The 21007-nt window shown below is 59.0% G+C and carries 20 protein-coding genes; 14 read left to right on the forward strand and 6 right to left on the reverse strand.

The genetic code is table 11. From position 1 onward, the window contains the following. Positions 1 to 252 precede the first annotated feature (252 nt). Complete coding sequence (metK, locus tag B3F77_RS20280; protein WP_293606702.1) at positions 253 to 1434, reverse strand: methionine adenosyltransferase; 1182 nt, start codon at positions 1432 to 1434, stop codon at positions 253 to 255. Positions 1435 to 1650: 216 nt separating this feature from the next. Between metK and B3F77_RS20285 the strand changes: the two genes are divergently transcribed. Next, positions 1651 to 2511 (forward strand): lysophospholipid acyltransferase family protein, encoded by an 861-nt coding sequence (locus tag B3F77_RS20285; RefSeq protein ID WP_293606703.1) that lies wholly within the window; start codon positions 1651 to 1653, stop codon positions 2509 to 2511. After that, positions 2511 to 3410 carry a lipid A biosynthesis acyltransferase gene (locus tag B3F77_RS20290; protein ID WP_293606704.1) on the forward strand — a complete coding sequence of 300 codons (900 nt, stop codon included), beginning with the start codon at positions 2511 to 2513 and terminating at the stop codon, positions 3408 to 3410. Before B3F77_RS20285 ends, B3F77_RS20290 begins: the two co-directional genes overlap by 1 nt. A gap of 117 nt (positions 3411 to 3527) precedes the next feature. On the opposite strand, the gene B3F77_RS20295 is transcribed toward B3F77_RS20290, so the two are convergent. Together B3F77_RS20295 and yihA are read right to left on the reverse strand one after the other, a co-directional pair. Then, complete coding sequence (locus tag B3F77_RS20295) at positions 3528 to 3788, reverse strand: alpha/beta fold hydrolase (RefSeq protein ID WP_293606705.1); 261 nt, start codon at positions 3786 to 3788, stop codon at positions 3528 to 3530. Positions 3789 to 3893: 105 nt separating this feature from the next. Beyond that, positions 3894 to 4628 (reverse strand): ribosome biogenesis GTP-binding protein YihA/YsxC, encoded by a 735-nt coding sequence (gene yihA, locus B3F77_RS20300; RefSeq protein WP_293606706.1) that lies wholly within the window; start codon positions 4626 to 4628, stop codon positions 3894 to 3896. 201 nt (positions 4629 to 4829) lie between these two features. On the opposite strand from yihA, the gene B3F77_RS20305 reads away from it, so the two are divergent. The 3 genes from B3F77_RS20305 to B3F77_RS20315 all read left to right on the forward strand — a co-directional run bounded on the left by B3F77_RS20305 (position 4830) and on the right by B3F77_RS20315 (position 7483). Then, positions 4830 to 5504, forward strand: a complete 675-nt coding sequence (locus B3F77_RS20305; protein WP_293606707.1) for a c-type cytochrome — start codon at positions 4830 to 4832, stop codon at positions 5502 to 5504. A gap of 284 nt (positions 5505 to 5788) precedes the next feature. Next, on the forward strand, positions 5789 to 6787 hold the full coding sequence (gene msrP, locus B3F77_RS20310; protein ID WP_293606708.1) for a protein-methionine-sulfoxide reductase catalytic subunit MsrP: 999 nt from the start codon (positions 5789 to 5791) through the stop codon (positions 6785 to 6787). Positions 6788 to 6844: 57 nt separating this feature from the next. Continuing rightward, positions 6845 to 7483, forward strand: coding sequence for a sulfite oxidase heme-binding subunit YedZ (locus B3F77_RS20315; protein WP_293606709.1), 639 nt, complete (start codon positions 6845 to 6847; stop codon positions 7481 to 7483). Between the two features lie 52 nt (positions 7484 to 7535). On the opposite strand, the gene lysA is transcribed toward B3F77_RS20315, so the two are convergent. Continuing rightward, the gene (lysA, locus tag B3F77_RS20320) at positions 7536 to 8843 is read right to left on the reverse strand and encodes a diaminopimelate decarboxylase (RefSeq protein ID WP_293606710.1); all 1308 of its coding nucleotides are present in this window, start codon (positions 8841 to 8843) and stop codon (positions 7536 to 7538) included. Then, positions 8840 to 9067: an LPS translocon maturation chaperone LptM gene (gene lptM / locus B3F77_RS20835; RefSeq protein WP_349678431.1), complete on the reverse strand. Its 228-nt coding sequence runs from the start codon at positions 9065 to 9067 to the stop codon at positions 8840 to 8842. Before lptM ends, lysA begins: the two co-directional genes overlap by 4 nt. A 12-nt stretch (positions 9068 to 9079) precedes the next feature. Between lptM and cyaY the strand changes: the two genes are divergently transcribed. After that, positions 9080 to 9415 carry an iron donor protein CyaY gene (cyaY, locus tag B3F77_RS20325; protein ID WP_293606711.1) on the forward strand — a complete coding sequence of 112 codons (336 nt, stop codon included), beginning with the start codon at positions 9080 to 9082 and terminating at the stop codon, positions 9413 to 9415. A 75-nt stretch (positions 9416 to 9490) separates the two neighbouring features. Here the strand turns inward: cyaY and B3F77_RS20330 are convergent, their stop codons facing one another. After that, entirely contained in the window at positions 9491 to 11890 is a 2400-nt protein-coding gene (locus B3F77_RS20330; RefSeq protein WP_293606712.1) for a penicillin-binding protein 1A, read from the reverse strand. A 268-nt stretch (positions 11891 to 12158) separates the two neighbouring features. On the opposite strand from B3F77_RS20330, the gene B3F77_RS20335 reads away from it, so the two are divergent. From B3F77_RS20335 to aroB, 8 genes are all read left to right on the forward strand, one after another. Then, positions 12159 to 13238 carry a pilus assembly protein PilM gene (locus tag B3F77_RS20335; protein ID WP_293606713.1) on the forward strand — a complete coding sequence of 360 codons (1080 nt, stop codon included), beginning with the start codon at positions 12159 to 12161 and terminating at the stop codon, positions 13236 to 13238. Beyond that, positions 13235 to 13858: a PilN domain-containing protein gene (locus tag B3F77_RS20340; protein WP_293606714.1), complete on the forward strand. Its 624-nt coding sequence runs from the start codon at positions 13235 to 13237 to the stop codon at positions 13856 to 13858. The genes B3F77_RS20335 and B3F77_RS20340 overlap by 4 nt, the downstream gene beginning before the upstream one ends. A gap of 23 nt (positions 13859 to 13881) precedes the next feature. Continuing rightward, positions 13882 to 14556 (forward strand): type 4a pilus biogenesis protein PilO, encoded by a 675-nt coding sequence (locus B3F77_RS20345; RefSeq protein WP_293606715.1) that lies wholly within the window; start codon positions 13882 to 13884, stop codon positions 14554 to 14556. Next, positions 14553 to 15107, forward strand: a complete 555-nt coding sequence (locus B3F77_RS20350) for a pilus assembly protein PilP (protein WP_293606716.1) — start codon at positions 14553 to 14555, stop codon at positions 15105 to 15107. Before B3F77_RS20345 ends, B3F77_RS20350 begins: the two co-directional genes overlap by 4 nt. Beyond that, entirely contained in the window at positions 15104 to 17278 is a 2175-nt protein-coding gene (gene pilQ, locus B3F77_RS20355; protein ID WP_293606717.1) for a type IV pilus secretin PilQ, read from the forward strand. Before B3F77_RS20350 ends, pilQ begins: the two co-directional genes overlap by 4 nt. A gap of 42 nt (positions 17279 to 17320) precedes the next feature. Then, complete coding sequence (locus B3F77_RS20360; RefSeq protein ID WP_293606718.1) at positions 17321 to 19273, forward strand: hypothetical protein; 1953 nt, start codon at positions 17321 to 17323, stop codon at positions 19271 to 19273. Further along, a complete protein-coding gene (locus B3F77_RS20365; protein WP_293606719.1) occupies positions 19270 to 19791 on the forward strand; it encodes a shikimate kinase in 522 nt (173 codons plus the stop codon). Before B3F77_RS20360 ends, B3F77_RS20365 begins: the two co-directional genes overlap by 4 nt. A gap of 88 nt (positions 19792 to 19879) precedes the next feature. Beyond that, on the forward strand, positions 19880 to 20995 hold the full coding sequence (aroB, locus tag B3F77_RS20370; RefSeq protein WP_293606720.1) for a 3-dehydroquinate synthase: 1116 nt from the start codon (positions 19880 to 19882) through the stop codon (positions 20993 to 20995). Positions 20996 to 21007 lie beyond the last annotated feature (12 nt).

Below are 21007 nucleotides of genomic sequence, written 5' to 3' on the forward strand. Positions count from 1 at the left end.
AACATTATTTACGGATAAGTTCTAAGACTCGACAGTAATTGACTGTTTTGAGGCGCGTGGTTTATCCCGAATGCCGTCCTCCAAGGTAGGGGGCACTTCAGCCGGCACTCCCTGTATGGGCCGATGGCGCTCCCCAAGGTTTTGGCCTTGGACGCGGAAATAAATGGCCGGCAAAAAAAGCCACCCAAGGTGGCTTTGCGTGAGACGAGCGGTTTTTCCCAAGACGGCCGAACCGCCGCGCGCTTGCGTGGCTTACAGCCCCGCCGCTGCACGCAGCGCTGCCGCCCGATCCGTGCGCTCCCAGGTGAACTCGGGCTCGTCGCGGCCGAAGTGGCCGTAAGCGGCGGTTTTTTCGTAGATGGGGCGCAGCAGGTCGAGCATCTGGATGATGCCTTTTGGGCGCAGGTCAAAGTGTTCGTTGACCAGTTCCGAAAGTTTCTCGTCAGAGATCACGCCGGTGCCTTCGGTGTACACCGTCACGTTCATGGGCTTGGCCACGCCGATGGCATAGGCCACCTGGATCTGGCACTGCTTGGCCAGGCCCGCAGCCACGATGTTCTTGGCCACGTAGCGCGCGGCGTAAGCAGCCGATCGGTCTACCTTGCTGGGGTCTTTGCCGCTGAAGGCGCCGCCGCCGTGCGGGCAGGCGCCGCCGTAGGTGTCCACAATGATCTTGCGGCCAGTCAAGCCGCAATCGCCCTGCGGGCCACCCACCACAAAGCGGCCGGTCGGGTTGATCAGGTATTTGGTGCCCTTGAGCCATTCCTTGGGCAGCACGGGCTTGATGATCTCTTCGATGATGGCCTCAACGAACGAAGCCTTCATCTTGTGCGGGGTTTCGCTCTGGTCGGGGCTGTGCTGGCTGGACAGCACCACGGTGTCGATGCTGTGGGGCTTGCCGTCAACATAGCGCATGGTGATCTGACTCTTGGCGTCAGGGCGCAGGAAAGGCAGGCGGCCGTCCTTGCGCAACTGGGCCTGGCGCTCGACCAGGCGGTGCGCATAGTAAATCGGCGCGGGCATCAGCTCGGGCGTCTCGTCGCAGGCGTAGCCGAACATCAGGCCCTGGTCGCCAGCACCGGTGTTCAGGTGGTCGTCGCTGGCATGGTCCACGCCCTGCGCGATGTCGTTGCTTTGCTTGTCATAGGCCACCAGCACGGCGCAACCCTTGTAGTCGATACCGTACTCGGTGTTGTCGTAGCCGATGCGTTTGAGGGTGTTGCGCGCGACCTGGATGTAGTCGACATGCGCGTTGGTGGTGATCTCGCCAGCCAGCACCACCAGGCCGGTGTTGGTCAGGGTTTCAGCGGCGACGCGCGAGCGCGGGTCCTGCTTGAAGAGCGCGTCGAGGATTGCGTCGGAAATCTGGTCAGCCACCTTGTCGGGATGGCCTTCGGAGACGGATTCGGATGTAAAGAGAAAATCGTTCGCCATTGCGTACACTCCATTAGGTTAGTCGGCGCGTTGCCGGCTGGGGTGCCTCGGCGAACGCTTTAGCAGTTTGGTTTAATGTCGCCCTGCAAGTTGTTCAGTAACTCGGCGACAGCTGAAATTATAAGACGCCTTGTAAGCCACCATGGTTTTGACTGGATTTGCCTTTCAACGTCGCTTACCTTTCCCTGTTTCCCTTAAAGCTCTTAACGCCCTTACATGCTCTGGTTATTCCGTTTCTTCTCCGTCTGGCCGCTGGCTGCCTTGCACGCACTGGGCGGCATGCTGGGCTGGCTGGTCTGGGCCATGAGCCCGCGCTACCGTGCGCAGTTTCGGGCGAACGTGGCGCAGGCGGGCCTGTCGTTTGAGGCCGCCCGGCCGGCGATTGCCGAGGCCGGGCGTTTTGTCGCCGAGCTGCCCAAGCTGTGGATGCGCCCCCCTTCGCAGTCTTGCCTGGCGAACGTCCAAGTCGAGGGCCAGTCCCATGTGGAGCAGGCTTTTGCGCAGGGCCGGGGCGTGATTTTCTTTGGACCGCACTGCGGCAGTTTTGAGCTGGGGCCGCAGGCGCTGGCCGAGCTTTACGGACCCCTTCACGGCCCCATCACCGCCATCTACCGGCCGGCCCGCAAGGCCTGGCTGGCCCAGCTGGAGCGAATGGCCCGCGACCGCCCGAATCTCACCGTGGTACCCGCCAGCCTCAGTGGCATCCGCCTGATGCACAAAGCCCTGAAGGCCAATCGGGCTGTGGCCCTGTTGACGGACCAGGTGCCACCGGAGGGCCTGGGGATCTGGGCGCCTTTTTTTGGCCGACCCGCCTACACCATGACACTGGCGGCCCGGCTGGCATTGCAAAGCGGAGCGGTCTTGCTGCCCGTGAGTTGTGAGCGCCTGCCCCGCGGGCGGGGTTATGTGCTGAAAATCTGGCCGGCGGTGGCGGGCCTGGAAGCCCACGGCAAATCCGATATGCGGCACGCCGTGACGCTGATCAACCAGGCGATTGAGGCCATCGTGCTGAGCCAGTCGGGTCAATATTTGTGGGGCTATGCGCGCTACAAGACACCACGCAAGGAAGTCCTTTGATGCCCCGTCAGCTGACCCGATGTTTCAGTTATGTCACGACCCGGGCGAGTATCGCATTCATGCAGGGGCTGGCCCTCTTGCCGCTGTCCTGGATCCGGGCCTTGGGCGCAGGGCTGGGCTGGGTCTTGTATGCCTTGGTCGGGTCACGCCGGCGGGTGGTGCAAACCAATTTTTCCTTGTGTTTCCCGGAACGCTCCGAGGCCGAGCGGCGCAAGCTCACGCAACAGACCTTTGTCTATTTCGCGCAAGCCTGGCTGGACCGGGCCTGGTTGTGGCATGCGCCCAAGCGCTGGGTGCAGCGGCGGGTGCAGTTGACCGGCGCCGTGAGCGAAGTGGCAGGCACTGACCCGACGGTGATTTTCCTGCCGCATTTTGTCGGCCTGGATGCGGCGTGGGCCGGCATAGCCTTGGCTGTCCCCCGGCTGTCGACTACCATTTACACGGACCAGTCGAACAAGCTGGTAGATCAGTGGATTCTGCGGGGCCGGCAGCGCTTTGGCCACTTGCGCCTGTTTGGGCGGGTTGACGGCGTCAAACCGATTGTGGCCGCGCTACGCGAAGGGCAGCCGCTGTATTTGCTGCCGGACATGGATTTCGGACCTGAAGATTCCGTGTTCGTTCCGTTCTACGGCATTCCGACGGCGACCGTGCCGTCGCTGTCCCGCTTTGCCAGGCTGGGCCGCGCCAAGGTGGTGCCGCTGTTGCCACGCATCACCCCGGCGGGCTACGAGGTGCAGGTGCTGCCTGCTTGGGACGATTTTCCAAGCGACGATGCGGTGCTTGACACCGCCCGCATGAACGCCCGCCTGCAGGATTACATAGCCACCATGCCGGCGCAGTACTACTGGGTCCACAAGCGCTTCAAGACCAGGCCCGAGGGCGAGCCCTCGCTGTATTGAGCCGTGCTGGTGTTGGGGTATTATCCCGGTTTCTTAAGGTTTTTTGGCTTGTAGCCCTTGCAGGACGGGCGTAGTTAGCTATTTTATTGATAGCAATTCGGCGCTGCGCTGCCCCGCTCAGCGCAGGAATTGCTGCAGATAGCTGGCCACCAGCTCGGGCTGTTCATGCACGATCCAGTGCGTCGCGCCTCCCACCCGGCGTAGCATCATTTGCGGCACAAAATCGTCCAGCCCATCCAGCAGGGCTGGGGGCAGGACGGTGTCGTCAGTGGCCCAGATCACCAGCGTCGGAAGGTGGACTTCCAGCATCTCCCGTGGAATCGTCACAGCGGCTGCAGCGGGGTCATTGTGCGGCGGGCCGGGCCGGGGTGGCCGCAAGGGGGAAGCTCGGTAGTCATTGCCGAGCCCCCTCAAGCCCTTGGCCCAAACCGCCCGGTATTGCGCCCTGACCGCTTCGGTCAGCCACGGGTGCGGCCGCGGGCTTCAGGATTCGGTGACGGGCACGACTTTGGGTGGTTTAAGCGGTTTTTCCGGCGGATGCGCCCAGTCCCACAAATGCTGGGCCACCTCTTCAACGCCCTGCCGCTTCAGCGCGGAAAAGAGTTTGACGTCTCCGCCGCCTGCCTGCAGTCGCACAATGGACAGCGCCTTGGCGGCTTCGGTCTTGTTGAGTTTGTCCGACTTGGTCAGCAACACCAGGAACTTGAGCCCTTCGACCACCCGGGGCCGGATCACGTCGAGCAGAATTTCATCGAGTTCCGTCAGCCCCAGGCGCGGGTCGCACAGCAGCACCACGGCCTTGAGATTGTCGCGGGTCTGCAGATAGTTGCCCATCACCTGTTGCCAGCGGTATTTGGCTTCCTTGGGCACGGCCGCATAGCCGTAGCCCGGCAAGTCGGCCAGCACCGCGTCGACCACGCCCTGTTTGCCTAGGCTGAACAGGTTGATGCTTTGCGTGCGGCCCGGCGTTTTCGAGGCAAAGGCCAGCCGGTGTTGCTGCGTCAGGGTGTTGATGCAGGTGGATTTGCCGGCGTTGGAGCGGCCCACGAAAGCGATTTCGGGTACCTCCAGCCGGGGCAGGTGTTGCAGTTCGGGGGCAGTGGTCAGGAATTTGGCTGTGTGCAGCCAGCCCATGGCGATCTTGGGATTGGGTGGGGCCAATGCCCCAGCGGCTTGCGGGCTGGAAGCGGGTGAGGGTGGGGAGGTGGATGAGGTCATGGTCGGGCGGTCTCTGGAGGGCTTGTGGCGTGCGCTTGTATGCGGTAGCGCGTCGGAAGATGGCGAAAGGGCGTCGGCCAGCGGGGTTGTGGCCGGTGCCAGGCTACCGCGGCAAGACTTGAATAATACGAGCTGCCATCAAGCCATTGTAAAATCAGAAAATTATAAGTTTTGCGCGCCAACCCAATTAAAACACCCGATATGAAGCTGTTCGTTACCTCCCTACTGGCCGCCTTGTTGGTCGTGCCTGCTGTGTCGTCATTGGCTGCCGGCGAAACTGCGCCTGTGCATGGCACGGCTGCAGCCCCTGCTGGCGCTGCACCCGCCCAGGTCGCGAAGCCTGATCTGGTCAAGGGTGAGGCCAGCTTTGTGGCGGTGTGCGTCAACTGCCACGGCGCTGGCGGTAACTCCGCAACACCCGCCTATCCCAAGCTGGCGCAACAGCACCCTGAATATCTGGTCAAGCAATTGCAGGAGTTCAAGGCCGGCAAGCGCCAAAACGTCATCATGCTGGGCTTAGCTTCGACGCTTTCTGAAGAGGACATGAGAAATGTCGCCTACTGGGTGACCTCGAACAAAGCCAAACCCGGTTTTGCCAAGGACAAGGATCTGGTGGCGCTCGGTGAGCGCATATACCGTGGCGGCCTGGCTGATCGCCAGATCCCCGCTTGCGCCGGCTGCCACAGCCCGGACGGTGCCGGCATTCCTGCGCAGTATCCGCGCCTGAGTGGGCAGCATGCTGAATACGTGGTGAGCCAACTGACTTCTTTCCGCGACGGTATCCGCAACAACAGCTTGCAGATGACCCAGGTCGCTGCCAAGCTGAACGATCGCGAAATCAAGGCAGTAGCCGACTACATCGCCGGTCTGCGTTAGTCCTAGGCTGGTGTCGCTGGTCAGCGCGTTGGGTTCTTGATTGAACCAAACGCTCGCAACAAACCCTGATGGGGGCGGGTCTATTTCTAAATGGGCTGCCCTTTTTTTTGAGTTAACGACAATCGGGCCTGGCAGTGAACAGCTTTGCCTTCATTGGCGTCAGTATGTTCCTGAGCGGTTTGCACAGCTACGGCACGGTCGCGGAATGATGTAGCGGGTTTGGCAACAGATTCTTGTAACAATGGACACCGTCCCACGACTGCCACTACAACGAGGACAGCATCATGTTGATCAAAACCAGTCACGACGGCTTTTGCCATCCGGTCGCCAGCGAGATCACGACCCAGCGCGTTTATGAGGGGCGCCGCGACCTGATAAAACTGATGGCCACGGGTGCCGCGGGCGCGGCGCTGGCAAGCTGGGCGGGGCGTCAGGCCCTGGCGCAGACTGCGCAAAAGCCGGGCAAGCTGGCGGCGTTGCCCGGTGGAAAATCAGCAGTTGCCGGCGCGCTGACCATGGAAAAAGTCACTGATTACAAAGACGCGACGACGTACAACAACTATTACGAGTTTGGTACTGGCAAGTCCGACCCGGCCAGAAATGCCCATACGCTGCCAACCAAGCCCTGGTCAGTCGCGGTGGAAGGTCTGGTCAAGCAGCCGAAAACTTACACTCTGGAAGATCTGATCAGGCTCAGTCCGCAGGAAGAACGCATCTACCGCCTTCGCTGTGTGGAAGGCTGGTCCATGGTGATTCCCTGGGTGGGCTATTCGCTGTCTGAACTGATCAAGAAGGTCGAGCCGCTGGGCAGCGCCAAATACGTCGAGTTCGTGACCCTGGCCGATCCCAAAACCATGCCTAGTGTGGGTTCGAGTGTGCTGGATTGGCCCTATGTCGAGGGCTTGCGGCTTGACGAGGCGATGCATCCCCTGGCGCTGCTGACGTTTGGCATGTATGGCGAAGTGCTGCCCAACCAGAATGGCGCGCCTGTGCGTCTGGTTGTGCCCTGGAAATACGGTTTCAAAAGCGGCAAGAGCATCGTCAAAATCCGCTTTACCGACAAAGAGCCGCGCACCGCATGGAACAAGGCTGCCGCGCAGGAATATGGTTTCTATTCCAACGTCAATCCCACGGTGGACCACCCGCGCTGGAGCCAGGCAAGCGAGCGGCGTATTGGTGAGGATGGGCTGTTTGCCAAAAAGCGCAAAACCCTGATGTTCAACGGCTACGAGTCGCAGGTTGCTCAGCTGTATGCCGGTATGGATCTCAAGAAGTTATTCTGAACGTCGCTTACCGCGTCGGTGCGCGATTTTTGAGTGCTGCACAAGCCGCGTTGCGCCATGAACAAACTGCTTCTTCATCCGTTCGCCAAGCCCGTCGTTTTTATCGCGTGCTTGCTGCCCTTTGCCTGGCTGTTTTACAGCGCGGTGACCAACCAGTTGGGGGCCAATCCGGCGGAGGCGCTGATTCGCTCCATGGGCGACTGGACGCTGCGCTTTATCTGCATCGTGCTGGCGGTCACGCCCCTGAGGGTCATCAGCGGCACGCCTGCGCTGGCGCGCTTTCGCCGCATGCTGGGTCTTTTTGCCTACTTTTATGTCGTCATCCACCTGCTGAGCTACAGCTGGTTTGACATGGGTTTCGACGTTCCCGCTATTGCCAAAGACATCGCCAAGCGGCCCTTCATCCTGGTGGGGTTTTCGGCGTTTGTGCTGCTCACGCCCCTGGCCGCCACATCGTTCAATGCCGCCATCAAGGCCATGGGTGCCAAACGCTGGCAATGGCTGCACAAGCTGGTCTATTTGATTGCCGCTTTGGGCTTGCTGCACTTCTTCTGGATGCGCGCCGGCAAAAACAACTTCACTGAAGTGTTTGTGTATGCCGCGATCATTGCGCTGCTGCTGGGCTGGCGTGTGCCGCAGTTCTTAAGGAAAAAGAGGCTGCAGCCCATATACAGCGGGAATACAAAGCTATCGTAATAATAGCAATTCAGTTTTCTGAAGGCGATCCCGGCGTTGTGCCCTGTTGGCTTTAGGCCGTCACCAGCTGTTCCTGGCGCATCTGGTCCTGTACGTTTTCGCGCCGACGGATCAGGTGCACCTGGCTGCCATCGATCAGCAGCTCGGCGGCGCGGCCGCGGGTGTTGTAGTTGCTGGCCATGCTCATGCAGTAAGCCCCGGCTGACAGTACCGCCAAATGGTCGCCGGCCGCAACGCTCAGGGCGCGGTCATGGCCAATCCAGTCTCCGCTTTCGCACACCGGGCCCACCACGTCGTACGTGGCCTCCACGGCTCCTGTGCCCCGCAGTGCGACGGGGACGATGGCATGAAAAGCCTGGTACAGGGCCGGGCGCGGCAAGTCGTTCATGGCGGCATCGATGATGCAGAAATTTTTCTGCTCGCCAGGCTTCAGGTACAACACCTCGGTCAGGCAGACACCGGCATTGCCGACCAGCGAGCGTCCCGGCTCAATCATCAGTTTTTTGCCGCCATAGCCGCGCGCATCCAGTTTGGCCAGCAGCAGCCGCCAGAGCGCGTCAGCCGCGGGCGGGGCGTCATCGTTGTAATTGATGCCCAGCCCGCCGCCAAAGTCGATGTGCGCCAGCGGAATGCCTGCCGCTTCAATGGCTGTGACCAGATCAAGCACCCGGTCCATGGCGTCAAGATACGGGGCGGTATCGGTGATCTGCGAACCGATATGGCAGTCGATACCGACGACCTGCAGGCCCTTCAGGGAAGCCGCGTGCTGGTAAATGCGCAGTGCGTCCTCGTGGGCAACGCCGAACTTGTTGCCTTTCAGGCCTGTGGAAATATAGGGATGCGTCTTGGGGTCGACATTCGGATTGACCCGAATGCTCACCGGCGCGCGCAGATTCATTGTGCTCGCTACGCTGGACAGCACCTCCAGTTCGGCTTCGCTTTCGACATTGAAGCAGCCAATACCGGCCGTCAGCGCCTGGCGCATCTCGGTGCGCGTTTTACCGACGCCGGAAAAAATGATTTTTTGGGCGTCACCGCCTGCGGCCAGCACACGCTCCAGCTCGCCGCCCGACACAATGTCAAAGCCGCAACCGGCCTGGGCAAACACTTGCAGCACACCCAGCGATGAGTTGGCTTTCATGGCGTAGCAGATCTGCGCATCGCGCCCCGCAAAACCGCGCTGGTAAGCCGCCAGGGCCGACAGCATGGCGGCTTTGGAATACACAAAAAGTGGCGTGCCATGCTCCCGGGCCAGCGTTGAGAGCGCCACGTTTTCGACCTGAAGCGAGTCGTTGCGATAGGCCACAAAAGGGTGGCCGGGGAGTGCCACTGGTACGGCCTGGGTCACGGGATGATTCATTTTGATGCTGACGCCGGGGAAGCGGGTACGGCCACCGCAGGTGCCGTGGCCGGATTGACATGGGTGGGGATGCTCGCGGGCGGCACCTTGGGCGGTACCGGTAGGAAGAGCGGGCCTTTCTGGCCGCAACCGGCCAGCGCTGCAGCGCCAACCACAACAGCAACAAGGCCATGCCTGAGTGCAAATGCGTGAAGGCGACCTAAAATTTGGACTGAAAAAACCATATTGGGATTGTAATGACGGACCTTGAATACCAGGACCTGGCCGAGAGCATGCTGAAAGCGATCGAGCTGGCCTGCGACCGGATCAATGATGATACCGACGCTGACATTGACAACCAGCGGACCGGCGGCATGATCACGCTGACGTTTTCAAACCGCAGCCAGATCGTCATCAATTTGCAAAAGCCGCTGCAGGAAATCTGGATGGCCGCCAAGGCGGGCGGGTTTCACTATAAATTCAATAGCAATCAGTGGACGGATACCAAGGACTCCAGCGAATTTTTCGCCAAGCTGTCGCGTTACGCCAGTGAGCAGGCAGGGCAGCCGCTGGTATTCAAGGCGCCTGCCTGATTCGCTGCCTGCCTGAACGCGCAAGAAACAAACGGGCCCCGCGCAGGGACCTGTCGCCACACTGTTATGTCCTGATCAGTTTTTGAACAGATCCAGTATCCGTTTCTTTTCATCGGAGGGCGGCAGCACCTCAATCGAGCCGCCTGGCTGGCCTGTCGCCGCCGGGTCCTGTAGGCCCACGCTACTGACCCCAGAGCCCTTGGCGTACTCGTTGTAGTACCACTCGCCGGCTACGTTGACCACGCCTTCAGGCGGCGAGTATTCGGTGACTGGCACACCTTTGAGGGCGTATTCCATGAAGTTGATCCAGATGGGCAGGCTCAGGCCGCCGCCGGTTTCCCGATCGCCGAGCTTTTTGGGTGTGTCGTAACCCATCCAGACCGCTGCCATGAGCGTCGGCTGAAAACCCACGAACCAGGTGTCTATCGAGTCGTTGGTGGTGCCGGTTTTGCCAAAAATATCAGGGCGCTTGAGTGTCGCTTGCGCCTTGGCTGCCGTACCAGAACGCGCCACTTCCTGCAGCAGGCTGTCCATGATGAAGGCATTGCGCGCATCGATACCTCTGGCCGACTCATTCAGCTCGGGTGCTTTGGTCTCTAACAGGACCTTGCCGCGCTGGTCGCTGATCTTTGTGATCAGGTAGGGGTTGACGCGGTAGCCCCCATTGGCAAAAACCGAAAACGCCGTGGCCATCTGCATGGGCGTGACAGAACCAGCGCCCAGTGCCATGGTGAGGTAGGCCGGGTGTTTTTCTGCTTCGAAGCCGAAACGGGTGATCCAGTCTTGTGCGTACTGGGTGCCTATGGCCTGCAGGATACGGATGGAAATCATGTTTTTTGACTTCTTCAAGCCGGTCCGCAAAGTCATGGGTCCCTCGAAGTTGCCGTCGTAGTTCTTGGGCTCCCACGGCTGGCCGCCCGTGACGCCAGCGTCGAAAAACAGCGGCGCGTCGTTGACCACGGTAGCCGGAGTAAAACCCTTCTCCAGCGCGGCCGAATAAATAAAGGGCTTGAAGCTGGATCCCGGCTGACGCCAGGCCTGGGTGACATGGTTGAACTTGTTTTTCTCGAAATCAAACCCGCCGACCAGCGCGCGGATGGAGCCATCACGCGGATCCAGTGCTACAAAAGCACCTTCAACTTCAGGCAGTTGGGTAATTTCCCAGGTGTTTTTGGGGGTTTTGGCAACGCGAATCAGCGCACCGCGGCGGATTTTGATGTTGGGACCGGCCTTGTCGGCCAAGCCGGACTGCGCAGGCTTGAGGCCTTCTCCCGTGATCTCAACCGTTTCGCTGTTCTGGCGCATCGCCAAAATCCGCTTAGGATTGGCCTCCAGCACCACGGCCGACATCACGTCACCGTTATCGGGGTTGTCAGCCAGTGCTTCGTCAATCGCATCTTCCGTCTCCTGGGGATTGGCGGGCAGGTCGATGAATTTTTCAGGTCCCCGGTAGATTTGCCGGCGCTCATAGTCCATGATGCCCTTGCGCAAGGCCTTGTAGGCCACGGTCTGGTCGGTGGCGCGCAAGGTGGTGTAAACATTTAGCCCGCGGGTATAGGTTTCGTCGCCGTACTGGTTGTAAACCAGCTGGCGCACGGTTTCAGCCACGTATTCAGCATGCACACGACCTGCGTCAGGCCCGGTTTTGACCTTGATCTCTTCCTCGTTGGCGGCCTTGGCCTGATCGGCCGTGATGAAGCCGTTTTCTTCCATGCGCTGAATGATGTAGAGCTGGCGGGCTTTAGCACGCTTGGGGTTGACGATGGGGTTGTACGCCGAAGGTGCTTTCGGCAGGCCGGCCAGCATGGCGGCTTCGGCAATTGAAATGTTCTTGAGTGGCTTGCCAAAGTAAGCCTCCGAGGCAGCCGCAAAGCCGTAGGCCCGGTTTCCCAGAAAAATCTGGTTCATGTAGATCTCAAGAATCTGGTCTTTGGTGAGGAGATGCTCCAGCTTGAAGGTCAGCAGAATTTCATAAATCTTGCGGGTATAGCTTTTTTCGGCTGACAGGTAAACATTGCGGGCGACCTGCATGGTGATGGTGGATGCGCCCTGGCTTTTTGCGCGGCCCATATTGGCAAGGCCGGCTCGGATCACGCCAAGGTAATCCACGCCGCCATGCGAGAAAAAGCGCGCGTCCTCGACAGCCAGCACGGCGTCTTTCATGACTTGGGGAATATCCTTGATGGGGGTGAGACTGCGGCGCTCTTCGCCGAACTCGCCAATCACCACACCATCTGCAGAATAGACGCGCAGCGGCAGTTTGGGCCGGTAGTCGGACAAATCCGAAATATCTGGCAGATTGGGGTAGGCGACCGACAGCGCGACGGCCACAAACAGGAGGATGCCGACAACACCCGCCAATGCCAGACCAAGGCTCCATAAAGAGAGCTTGATTAACCAGCGCTGCCAGGAGGTCTGCGTCACAGGGCTGGAGTTTGAGTTGGAAGAGGAGGTCTTGGAGGGATTAGAGGGCATGTAGACAATCGTAAAGTCGCGTGGGCATTATAAAAAACCCGGAAACCCGGACGTATCAGGCGCCCGCCAAAACGCCACACTGTTACATTTACAGACAGTACTTTGCCCTGGCCTGCACCGGCACGGTCCGTCAAGACCGTCTGCTTTTGACAACGCTCTTGATGCGTGAAACAGGAAAAATCCTTACTGCACAAAGATCTCACTGCTACTATTCAAGTAATTTCTTAAGTATGCAGGGCTACATATTAGCCGTCATTTGGGGACCGCCTTGATCTCTCTGGGATCGTTATCCAACCGTCAACAGCCCGCTTTGCTGGGTCTCGATATCAGTTCGTCCAGTGTCATGCTGGTGGAGTTGAGTCGTGACAAGGCCGGTAACCTGGTGCTTGATCGCTGTGCGATTGAGCCGCTGGAGCATGGCTGGATCACCGATGGCAATATCGAGAAATTCGACGAGGTGGCCGATGCCGTGCGCCGCTTGGTCAAAAAGAGCGGGACGCGCACCAGGAACGTGGCGATGGCGCTGCCGGCCTCCGCGGTCATTAGCAAAAAAATCATCCTCCCTGGCGGCCTGAGTGATGCCGAACTTGAAGTCCAGGTCGAATCCGAGGCCAATCAATACATTCCCTTCTCGCTCGATGAGGTCAGCCTGGATTTCTGTGTGGTGGGCCCCAGTGCTACGTCCAGCGGTGACGTCGAAGTGCTGATTGCTGCTTCGCGCAAGGAAAAGGTGCAGGACAGGCAGGGTCTGGCGGAAGCTGCCGGGCTGAAACCCATCGTGATCGATGTGGAGTCCTATGCTTCGCGCCGGGCAACCGCGCGCCTGATCGAGAACCTGCCCAACAAGAGTGTGGACACCATGGTTGCCCTGTTTGAAGTGGGCGCTTTAACCACCAGCATGCAGGTGATCAGGAACGATGATGTGTTGTACGAGCGCGATCAGGCGTTTGGCGGCGCGCAACTGACGCAGCTGATTGTTCGGCAGTACGGCTTTTCACCTGAAGAGGCGGAGAATAAAAAGCGCAGCGGCGATTTGCCGGAAGACTACGGGTCGGGTGTTCTGAAGCCCTTTGTCGAGAGCATGGCGCAGGAAATTGGCCGTGCGCTCCAGTTCTTTTTTACCAGTACGCCGCATAACAGGGTTGACTATGTGATGCTGGCGGGCGGCTCGTCCGGATTGCCCGGCCTGACCGATGCCGTGACGCAACAGACCTCGTTTGCCTGCCTGCTGGCCAATCCTTTTGAAGGCATGGAACTCGGTGATGGGGTGCGGGAAAAGAAGATGCGGCGTGAGGCATCGTCTTATTTGACCTCTTGCGGTCTGGCTTTGCGGAGGTTCCTGCAGTGATTCTGATCAATCTGCTCCCGCACCGCGAAGCTGCGCGCAAGCGCAGGCGCGAAGTGTTTTTTGCAACGCTTGGCGTGGCCGCGCTGATAGGCGGCCTGATTTGTGGCGCCGTGTATTCCTGGTACCTGGCTCAAATTGAAAGCCAGCGAGGGAAAAATACTTTTCTGAAATCAGAAATTACCCGTCTGGACGGGCAGATCAAGGACATCGCGACTTTGCAGGCTGAGATCGCTTCGCTGCGGGCTCGCCAAAATGCAGTGGAAGATTTGCAGGGAAACCGCAATCTGCCGGTGTACTTGCTGAGCGAGTTGGTCAAGCAACTGCCCGACGGGGTGTACATCAACAGCATGAAGCAGGATAACCAGACCGTCCTGATCACCGGTGTCGCGCAATCCAATGAACGGGTTTCCGAACTATTGCGTAATTTTTCCAATAACAGCCCCTGGTTGACCAAGCCCGAACTGGTTGAAATTACCGCTGGCACGGTTACGCTGAGCCAGCGTGACCAGCGGCGGGTCTCCAATTTCTCCATGCGGGTGGGGCTTAAACGGGCCAGTGACCCGAAAGCGGCCGGTTCCGCCTTGGCCGCTTCGGCTGCATCTGCGTCCTCCAAGCCATGACGCCGGTTTGAACGAGACTGATCATGGCAACAATTCCAAAACCCGCTATCGATTTCGCCGGTATTCAAAGCAGTTTGAAGGCCCAGTTCACCGGTCTTGATCCGAATGATCCGCCTTCCTGGCCCGCTTTGCCGCGTTATCTTCTATTCATTGCCGTCACGGTGTTTGTCGTCGTTGCGCTCTGGTTTCTATGGTTGAACTCCTCTAATGAAGAGTTGACGGCAGAAAAAGCCAAAGAGGTTCAACTGAAAGAAGACTACAAGAAGAAGCTGGTGCAGGCGGTCAATCTGGACGCCTTGAAGAAGCAGCGCGAACAAGTCCAGCAGTATGTGACGCAGCTTGAAAAGCAGTTGCCCAGCAAGGCTGAAATGGATGCGCTGTTGTCTGATATCAACCAGGCTGGTCTGGGTCGCAGCCTGCAGTTCGAGTTGTTCCGGCCGGGTCAAGTGAGCGTTAAAGAGTATTACGCCGAGTTGCCGATTGCGGTGCGTGTAACGGGCCGCTACCACGATATGGGGGCTTTTGCTGCCGATATTGCCAATCTTTCCCGCATTGTGACCTTGAATAATCTGAGCATTACACCGGGCAAGGATGGCAATTTGGTCATGGACACCACGGCCAAAACTTTCCGTTATCTGGACAGCGAAGAGGTGGCTTTGCAGCGCAAGAGTGCTCCCGTCAAGGGAGCAAAAAAATGAGATTCACCCACTATGCGCTGGCCGCAAGCCTGACGCTGATTTTATTTGGAATGGCGGGTTGCGGCGGCTCATCCGATCAGGAAGAGTTGCAGCAGTGGATGACAGAGCAGCGCAATGCGACCCGACCCAAGGTAGAGCCCCTGCCGGAGCCCACCAAATTCTCGCCGCAAGCCTATGGCCAAGAGGGCTCGATCGAGCCTTTCAGCAACCAGAAACTGGCACAAGCCCTGAAGCGCGATTCCAACCAGGTGACAGCCAATGCGGCGCTGATAACGCCGGAGCTAAGCCGGCGCAAAGAAGCTCTGGAGGCATCCCCTCTGGACGCCGTTGTCATGGTCGGCAGCCTGATTAAAGGCGGCCAGCCCGTGGCACTGGTTCGGGTTGACAACCTGATCTACCAGGTTCGAGCCGGCAACTATCTTGGCCAGAACTATGGCCGCATCACCAAGGTGACGGAGACCAGTCTTTCCTTGCGTGAAATCGTGCAAGACGCTGCGGGCGAATGGATAGAGCGGCCAGCGACTTTACAGCTTTTAGAGGGATCAAAATGAACAAGCAGACATGGGCATTAGAGGCGGAGGCGATGCGAGGTGGCCTGCGGCATTTGCTTGGACTTGTGTTGCGCTGCGCGTCACTCATGGTGGCACTGTTTGCGACCACCATGCCGTTAATGGCGCAAGCGCAAAATGCCATCCAGGCCGTTTCCGGCTCAGTTCAGGGCGGCACCGAAGTGATCCGGATCGATCTGGCCGAACCTCTGGCGTCAGTGCCTACCGGTTTCACTATCCAGGCGCCAGCGCGCATTGCACTTGATTTCCCGGGGGTCAGCAACTCCGTAGGACGCTCAGCCGTTGACCTCAATCTCGGAAATTTGCGTTCGGCGAATGTGGTTCAAGTGGGTGAGCGAACCCGGGTAGTGCTCAATCTCAAGACGCCAACTGCCTATAAGGCCGAGATAAAGGGCAAGTCCCTGCTGATTATTCTGGCGCCAGTGGCGGTGGCTTCGCCTTCCGTGGCCGCTGCCTCGGTATTTGCCGAGAGCCGCAACCGTGACATCCTGCCGCTTAAAGACATTGACTTCCGCCGTGGTGATGACAGCACGGGCCGTATCGTGGTGGGGCTGGCCAATAACGAGGTTGGCGTTGACATTCACCAGCAAGGTAAAACCCTGGTGGTCGAGTTTCTGAAAACCGCCTTGCCCGAGGGCTTGCGTCGCCGCCTGGATGTCGCTGACTTTGGCACGCCCGTGCAAACCGTGACGACCTACCAGGTAGGCGACAAAGTCCGGATGGTCGTGGAGCCAAAAGGCGCCTGGGAGCACAGTGCCTACCAAAGCGATAACCAGTTTGTACTGGAAGTACGTCAGCAGAAAGTCGATGCGGGTAAATTGACTCAGGGGACTGGCTATAACGGCGAGAAGCTGTCCCTGAATTTTCAGAATATTGAAATCCGGTCCCTGCTGCAGGTGATTGCCGATTTCACCAACTTCAATATCGTGACTTCAGATTCGGTCACCGGGAGTGTCACCTTAAGGTTGAAGGATGTTCCCTGGGACCAGGCGCTGGACATCATTTTGCAGGCCAAGGGATTGGGCATGCGTAAAAACGGCAATGTCCTGGTGATAGCGCCCAAGGACGAACTGGCCGCCAAGGACAAGCTTGACCTGGAATCGCGCAACGCCCTGCAAAATCTCGAAGCCGTTCGCACGCAATCTTTCCAGATCAACTATGCGAAGGCCGCCGATATTGGCATACAGCTCACGGCGTCCGGCAGTGGACCCGCCAGCGCCCGCATCCTGTCCAGTCGCGGCAGCGTGATTGCTGAACCACGCACCAACCAGCTGTTCGTGACGGATATTCCCTCCAAGCTGGAGCAGGTGCAGCAACTGATTGGCAAGCTCGACGTCGCCGTGCGGCAAGTGCTGATTGAAGCGCGCATCGTGGAAGCAACAGACACCTTTGGCAAATCCCTCGGTGTGAAATTGGGTGGTTTGGACCTCCGGGCGCAGCGCGGAGGAGATGCTGGTTACCAGCTCAGTGGCAACAACCGCGTTGCATTCGGTACCAACTACGGCAATGTCGTGGCCACCACGGGTGCTGGCGGAACCATAGACACCTCCAGCAATTTTGTGAACCTGCCGGCTTCGACCCTGGGCGTTGCCAATGCCGCTGCCTCGTTTGCGGTTTCCATCTTCAATGCGTCAGCCAACCGCTTCCTGAATCTTGAACTGTCCGCACTGGAGGCCGACGGCAAGGGCAAGATCGTGTCCAGTCCACGCGTCGTCACGGCCGACCAGACCAAGGCGCTGATTGAGCAGGGCACCGAGTTTCCGTATCAGGTCGCCACATCCAGCGGCGCCACATCACTGGCTTTCCGCAAGGCCAACCTGAAACTTGAGGTCACCCCGCAAATCACGCCCGAAGGCAACATCATCCTCGACCTGGATGTAAACAAGGACAGCCGAGGTGAAACCACCCAAGCCGGCATCGCCATCGATACCAAGCACATCAAGACCCAGGTGCTCGTCGAAAACGGCGGTACGGTCGTGATTGGCGGCATCTTTACACTCGACGAGTCCTCGAACGAAACCAAGGTGCCGCTGCTCGGTGACATCCCTTACGTGGGCAACCTCTTCAAGAGCCGCGAACGCACGTCGAGAAAGCAGGAAATGCTGGTGTTCATTACGCCGAAGATGATTGCGGACCGGACTGCGGCACGGTGATTAGGGTTGGAATTTATTCTCTGCAAGCGTGGAAAGATTGACATGAATTTCTTGAAATATCTATTGGCCATTGCTCTGGCCATGGCTTTGGCGGCTTGCGGTGGTGGGGGTGGCAACCCCGGCACGACAAGTGGTTCCACGGCTGGAAGCAGTAGCGGCACCGGCACCGGTAGTTCCACCACCACCACAACGACAACAACGAGCGCACCGATGATCACACTGGCCATCGTGGACGCCATGGATGCTGCTGTGACTTCCAACGCCATTGGTAGCGGAGCACTGTTTTATGTCAAAGCCGTTGTGAAAAATGCAAGTGGAAGCACAGTTGCGAACAAGCTGGTCACCTTTACCACGGCTTCGACCGTTGCCACCTTGGCGCAAGCTGCCGCGTTGACGGATGCCAATGGTGTCGCCAAAGTGCAAATAAGCCCTGTGAGCGTGACAGCAGCCACCGCTGGAAACTTGGTCGCGTCGGCCACTGTGGATACCGTGGCGATATCTTCTGACTTGGACTACCAAACCTCGGCTGCCAATGTGTCGTTGACCAACCTGAAGGTGGTGACGAGCCCGATCAGCGCGCTTCAATCGTCAGCGGTGACGGTGGAGGGGCGCGTCAATGGTGTTTTGGCTGGAAGTTCGGTGGTCGCGGTTAACTTTTCTGCCAGCTGTGGATCTTTCAGCCCCGCTAGCGCATCGACAAGCAGTGCGGGCATCGCCAGCACGACTTACCAGTCGGCTGTCACGTGCTCTGGACCTGTTACCTTGACGGCGCAAGCGACTGGAGCCACTGCCGTTACCACGACGATTAGCGTAGCGGTGGCGCAGCCTGCCAATGTGGTTTTTAGCTCCGCCACAGTGCCACTGATGGTCACTTCTGCCGCTTCCGGCGGCTTGAAGCAGTCGACGCTCAAGTTTCAGGTGTTGGACGGTTCCGGGGCGGGGATGTCAGGGCAAAGCGTTAGCATTTCGCTTGCCAATTCGACTATCAGTGCCGGAGTGACATTCTCCGGGGGGACCACAGCGCCACAAGTTGTGCCCACGGATGGAAGTGGTTATGCCTCCGTTACGGTATCTTCTGGAGGTTTGCCTACGCCGGTCGTTGTGACTGCTGCTTTGGTCGGGTTCACTCCCGTAGTACAGGCCTCATCCTCCGGCGTTGCCATCACCTCAGGGCGGGCAACCCAAAATGCCGCATCTTTGAGCGCCACTAAATTGAGCATCGAGGGATTTAACGTCGATGGTGTTCAGACGACTTTGACCATACGGGTTGCAGACCGACAAGGCAACCCTGTTCCTGCGGGGGCACCGGTAAACTTTGTGACGGGGCATGGCTCGGTGGTGGGCACTTGTACGCTTGACTCTGCCTCGCAGTGCAACGTGACCTATACAAGCCAAGGGCTGCGTCCCACCAACGGCCGCGTGGCCATTCTTGCCTACATGGACGGAGAAGAAAGCTTTATCGATCAGAACGGCGACAACATCTGGCAACCCGGCGAACCTTTTTATGACGTGGGTACGCTGTATCGGGACGACAATGAAAATGGCGTTTACGATGCCGCGACCGAGCAAATTTACCCAGGGGGATTAACCGGCACTTCATCGTGTGCTAGTGCTGTGTACGCATATCCCTCGGTTGTCAATTCCTGTGACGGCACGTGGAGCAGCAGTATCAGGGTTCGTCAACAGATCATCATCTCCTTGGCCACCACTGAAGCCAACGTGATTTTGACGACGCCTCGAACCTTGACTGGCTTTACGGTGCGTGTGACTGACTTGAATGGCAATGCCATGCCAACAGGCACAACCGTAAGCGCTGCTGTAGTAACGTCGGGTGCCAACTGCACTGTTTCTTCAACCAGCCCCAATGTCGTACGAAACTCGGCAAACGGGGGCGATCATGTTGTTAATCTAAATGGGGCGACTGATTGCTCGACCGTTCGGGTAGCTGTGACTGTGACACCCCCGAGTTCAGTCGCGACCGTTGTGAGCTTTTGATTGTTTTAGTCGGCCTGCCCGGCTCAGGTAAATCCACCGTCGGGCGGCAACTCGCCCGGCGGCTGCAGCTCCCCTTCTTTGATTCCGATCATGTGATTGAGCGGCAACTCGGCTGCTCCATCCGTGAGTATTTCGAGCGGGAGGGGGAAGAGCGATTCCGCGATGTCGAGGAGTCGGTGATCGACCAGCTCACGCAGAATCAAAAAGCGGTGTTGTCGACCGGTGGCGGTGTCGTGTTGCGGGCCGCCAACCGCCAGCACCTGCGGGAACGTGGTCAGGTGATTTACCTGAATTCACCTCCAGATGAACTGTTTCGACGTCTGCGCCATGATGTGAACCGGCCCTTGCTTCAGGTGGCTGATCCGCTGGCCCGACTTCGTGATCTCTACAGTGCCCGCGACCCCTTGTACCGGGAAACCGCGCACTTCGTGATTGAAACCGGCCGCCCCTCGGTTTCGACCCTGGTCAACATGATCGTCATGCAACTGGAACTGGCGGGCGTCGTTCCGGCGCCGTAGCTGGCGCCAGGCGATGGTGCCAAGGCCCATGCCGGCGCAAAGACCGGCTACCTTTGCCGGTCTGACGAGTGCCTCTACACTTGCCGCTATGCAAGTAAATTCTTTTTCCGCGGCGGCGCAGGTTCAAATCCATCTGGCCGAGCGCAGCTATCCCATTGTCATCGGCACCCAGCTGCTGGGAAACGCGCTCACCTACCAACATCTGCCCAGGGCCGCTACAGCGCTGGTGGTGTCCAACACGACGGTTGCCCCCTTGTATGCGGCCCAGCTCACGCAGGCCCTGCGGGCGCGTTATGACAAGGTGTTGTTGGTGACCTTGCCCGATGGCGAGGTCTACAAGGGCTGGCCCACCTTGCAGCTGATTTTTGACGCCTTGCTGGAAAACGGCTGTGACCGCAAAACCGTGCTGTTCGCGCTGGGCGGTGGCGTGGTCGGTGACATGGCTGGTTTTGCCGCGGCCAGTTACATGCGCGGTGTGCCGTTTGTGCAAGTTCCCACCACGCTGCTGGCCCAGGTGGACTCCTCGGTGGGCGGCAAAACCGCCATCAACCATCCGCTGGGCAAAAACATGATTGGGGCGTTTTATCAGCCCCTGCTGGTTGTCTGTGATCTGGACGTACTCGCTACGCTGCCGCCCCGTGAATTGAGCGCCGGGCTGGCCGAGGTCATCAAATACGGGCCGATTGCCGACATGGCGTTTCTCGAATGGATCGAAGCCAAGCTCGATGCCCTGCTGGCAAAAGATGCCGCTGCGCTGGCGCATGCCATTCAGCGCAGTTGCGAAATCAAGGCCTGGGTTGTGGGTCAGGACGAGCGTGAGTCGGGCTTGCGGGCGATTTTGAATTTTGGCCATACCTTTGGCCATGCCATCGAATCCGGGCTGGGCTATGGCCAATGGCTGCACGGCGAAGGGGTGGGCTGCGGCATGGTGATGGCGGCGCATCTGTCACAGCGTCTGGGCCTGGTCGACAAGCCGTTTGTCGAACGCCTGACAGCGCTGGTCCGGCGAGCCGGGCTGCCCGTCAAGGGACCGGTGCTGTCGGTTGCTGACAATGCTGGCCGTTACCTGGAGCTGATGCGCATCGACAAAAAATCCGAGGCCGGTGAGATCCGCTTTGTGGTGATTGACGGACCCGGCAGGGCGGCCGTGCGCGCTGCGCCAGATGCGCTGGTGCGCGAAGTCATCGATGCCTGCTGTGCCTGATCAGCCATGAAA

Origin of the sequence: Polaromonas sp. UBA4122 (assembly GCA_002381615.1) — a bacterium.
GTDB lineage: Bacteria > Pseudomonadota > Gammaproteobacteria > Burkholderiales > Burkholderiaceae_C > Polaromonas.

Coding starts and splice junctions, on each gene's coding strand:
- metK (WP_293606702.1), bottom strand. CDS start 1,434: ATGGCGAACGATTTTCTCTTTACATCCGAATCCGTCTCCGAAGGCCAT.
- B3F77_RS20285 (WP_293606703.1), top strand. CDS start 1,651: ATGCTCTGGTTATTCCGTTTCTTCTCCGTCTGGCCGCTGGCTGCCTTG.
- B3F77_RS20290 (WP_293606704.1), top strand. CDS start 2,511: ATGCCCCGTCAGCTGACCCGATGTTTCAGTTATGTCACGACCCGGGCG.
- yihA (WP_293606706.1), bottom strand. CDS start 4,628: ATGACCTCATCCACCTCCCCACCCTCACCCGCTTCCAGCCCGCAAGCC.
- B3F77_RS20305 (WP_293606707.1), top strand. CDS start 4,830: ATGAAGCTGTTCGTTACCTCCCTACTGGCCGCCTTGTTGGTCGTGCCT.
- msrP (WP_293606708.1), top strand. CDS start 5,789: ATGTTGATCAAAACCAGTCACGACGGCTTTTGCCATCCGGTCGCCAGC.
- B3F77_RS20315 (WP_293606709.1), top strand. CDS start 6,845: ATGAACAAACTGCTTCTTCATCCGTTCGCCAAGCCCGTCGTTTTTATC.
- lysA (WP_293606710.1), bottom strand. CDS start 8,843: ATGAATCATCCCGTGACCCAGGCCGTACCAGTGGCACTCCCCGGCCAC.
- lptM (WP_349678431.1), bottom strand. CDS start 9,067: ATGGTTTTTTCAGTCCAAATTTTAGGTCGCCTTCACGCATTTGCACTC.
- cyaY (WP_293606711.1), top strand. CDS start 9,080: ATGACGGACCTTGAATACCAGGACCTGGCCGAGAGCATGCTGAAAGCG.
- B3F77_RS20330 (WP_293606712.1), bottom strand. CDS start 11,890: ATGCCCTCTAATCCCTCCAAGACCTCCTCTTCCAACTCAAACTCCAGC.
- B3F77_RS20345 (WP_293606715.1), top strand. CDS start 13,882: ATGGCAACAATTCCAAAACCCGCTATCGATTTCGCCGGTATTCAAAGC.
- B3F77_RS20350 (WP_293606716.1), top strand. CDS start 14,553: ATGAGATTCACCCACTATGCGCTGGCCGCAAGCCTGACGCTGATTTTA.
- pilQ (WP_293606717.1), top strand. CDS start 15,104: ATGAACAAGCAGACATGGGCATTAGAGGCGGAGGCGATGCGAGGTGGC.
- B3F77_RS20360 (WP_293606718.1), top strand. CDS start 17,321: ATGAATTTCTTGAAATATCTATTGGCCATTGCTCTGGCCATGGCTTTG.
- aroB (WP_293606720.1), top strand. CDS start 19,880: ATGCAAGTAAATTCTTTTTCCGCGGCGGCGCAGGTTCAAATCCATCTG.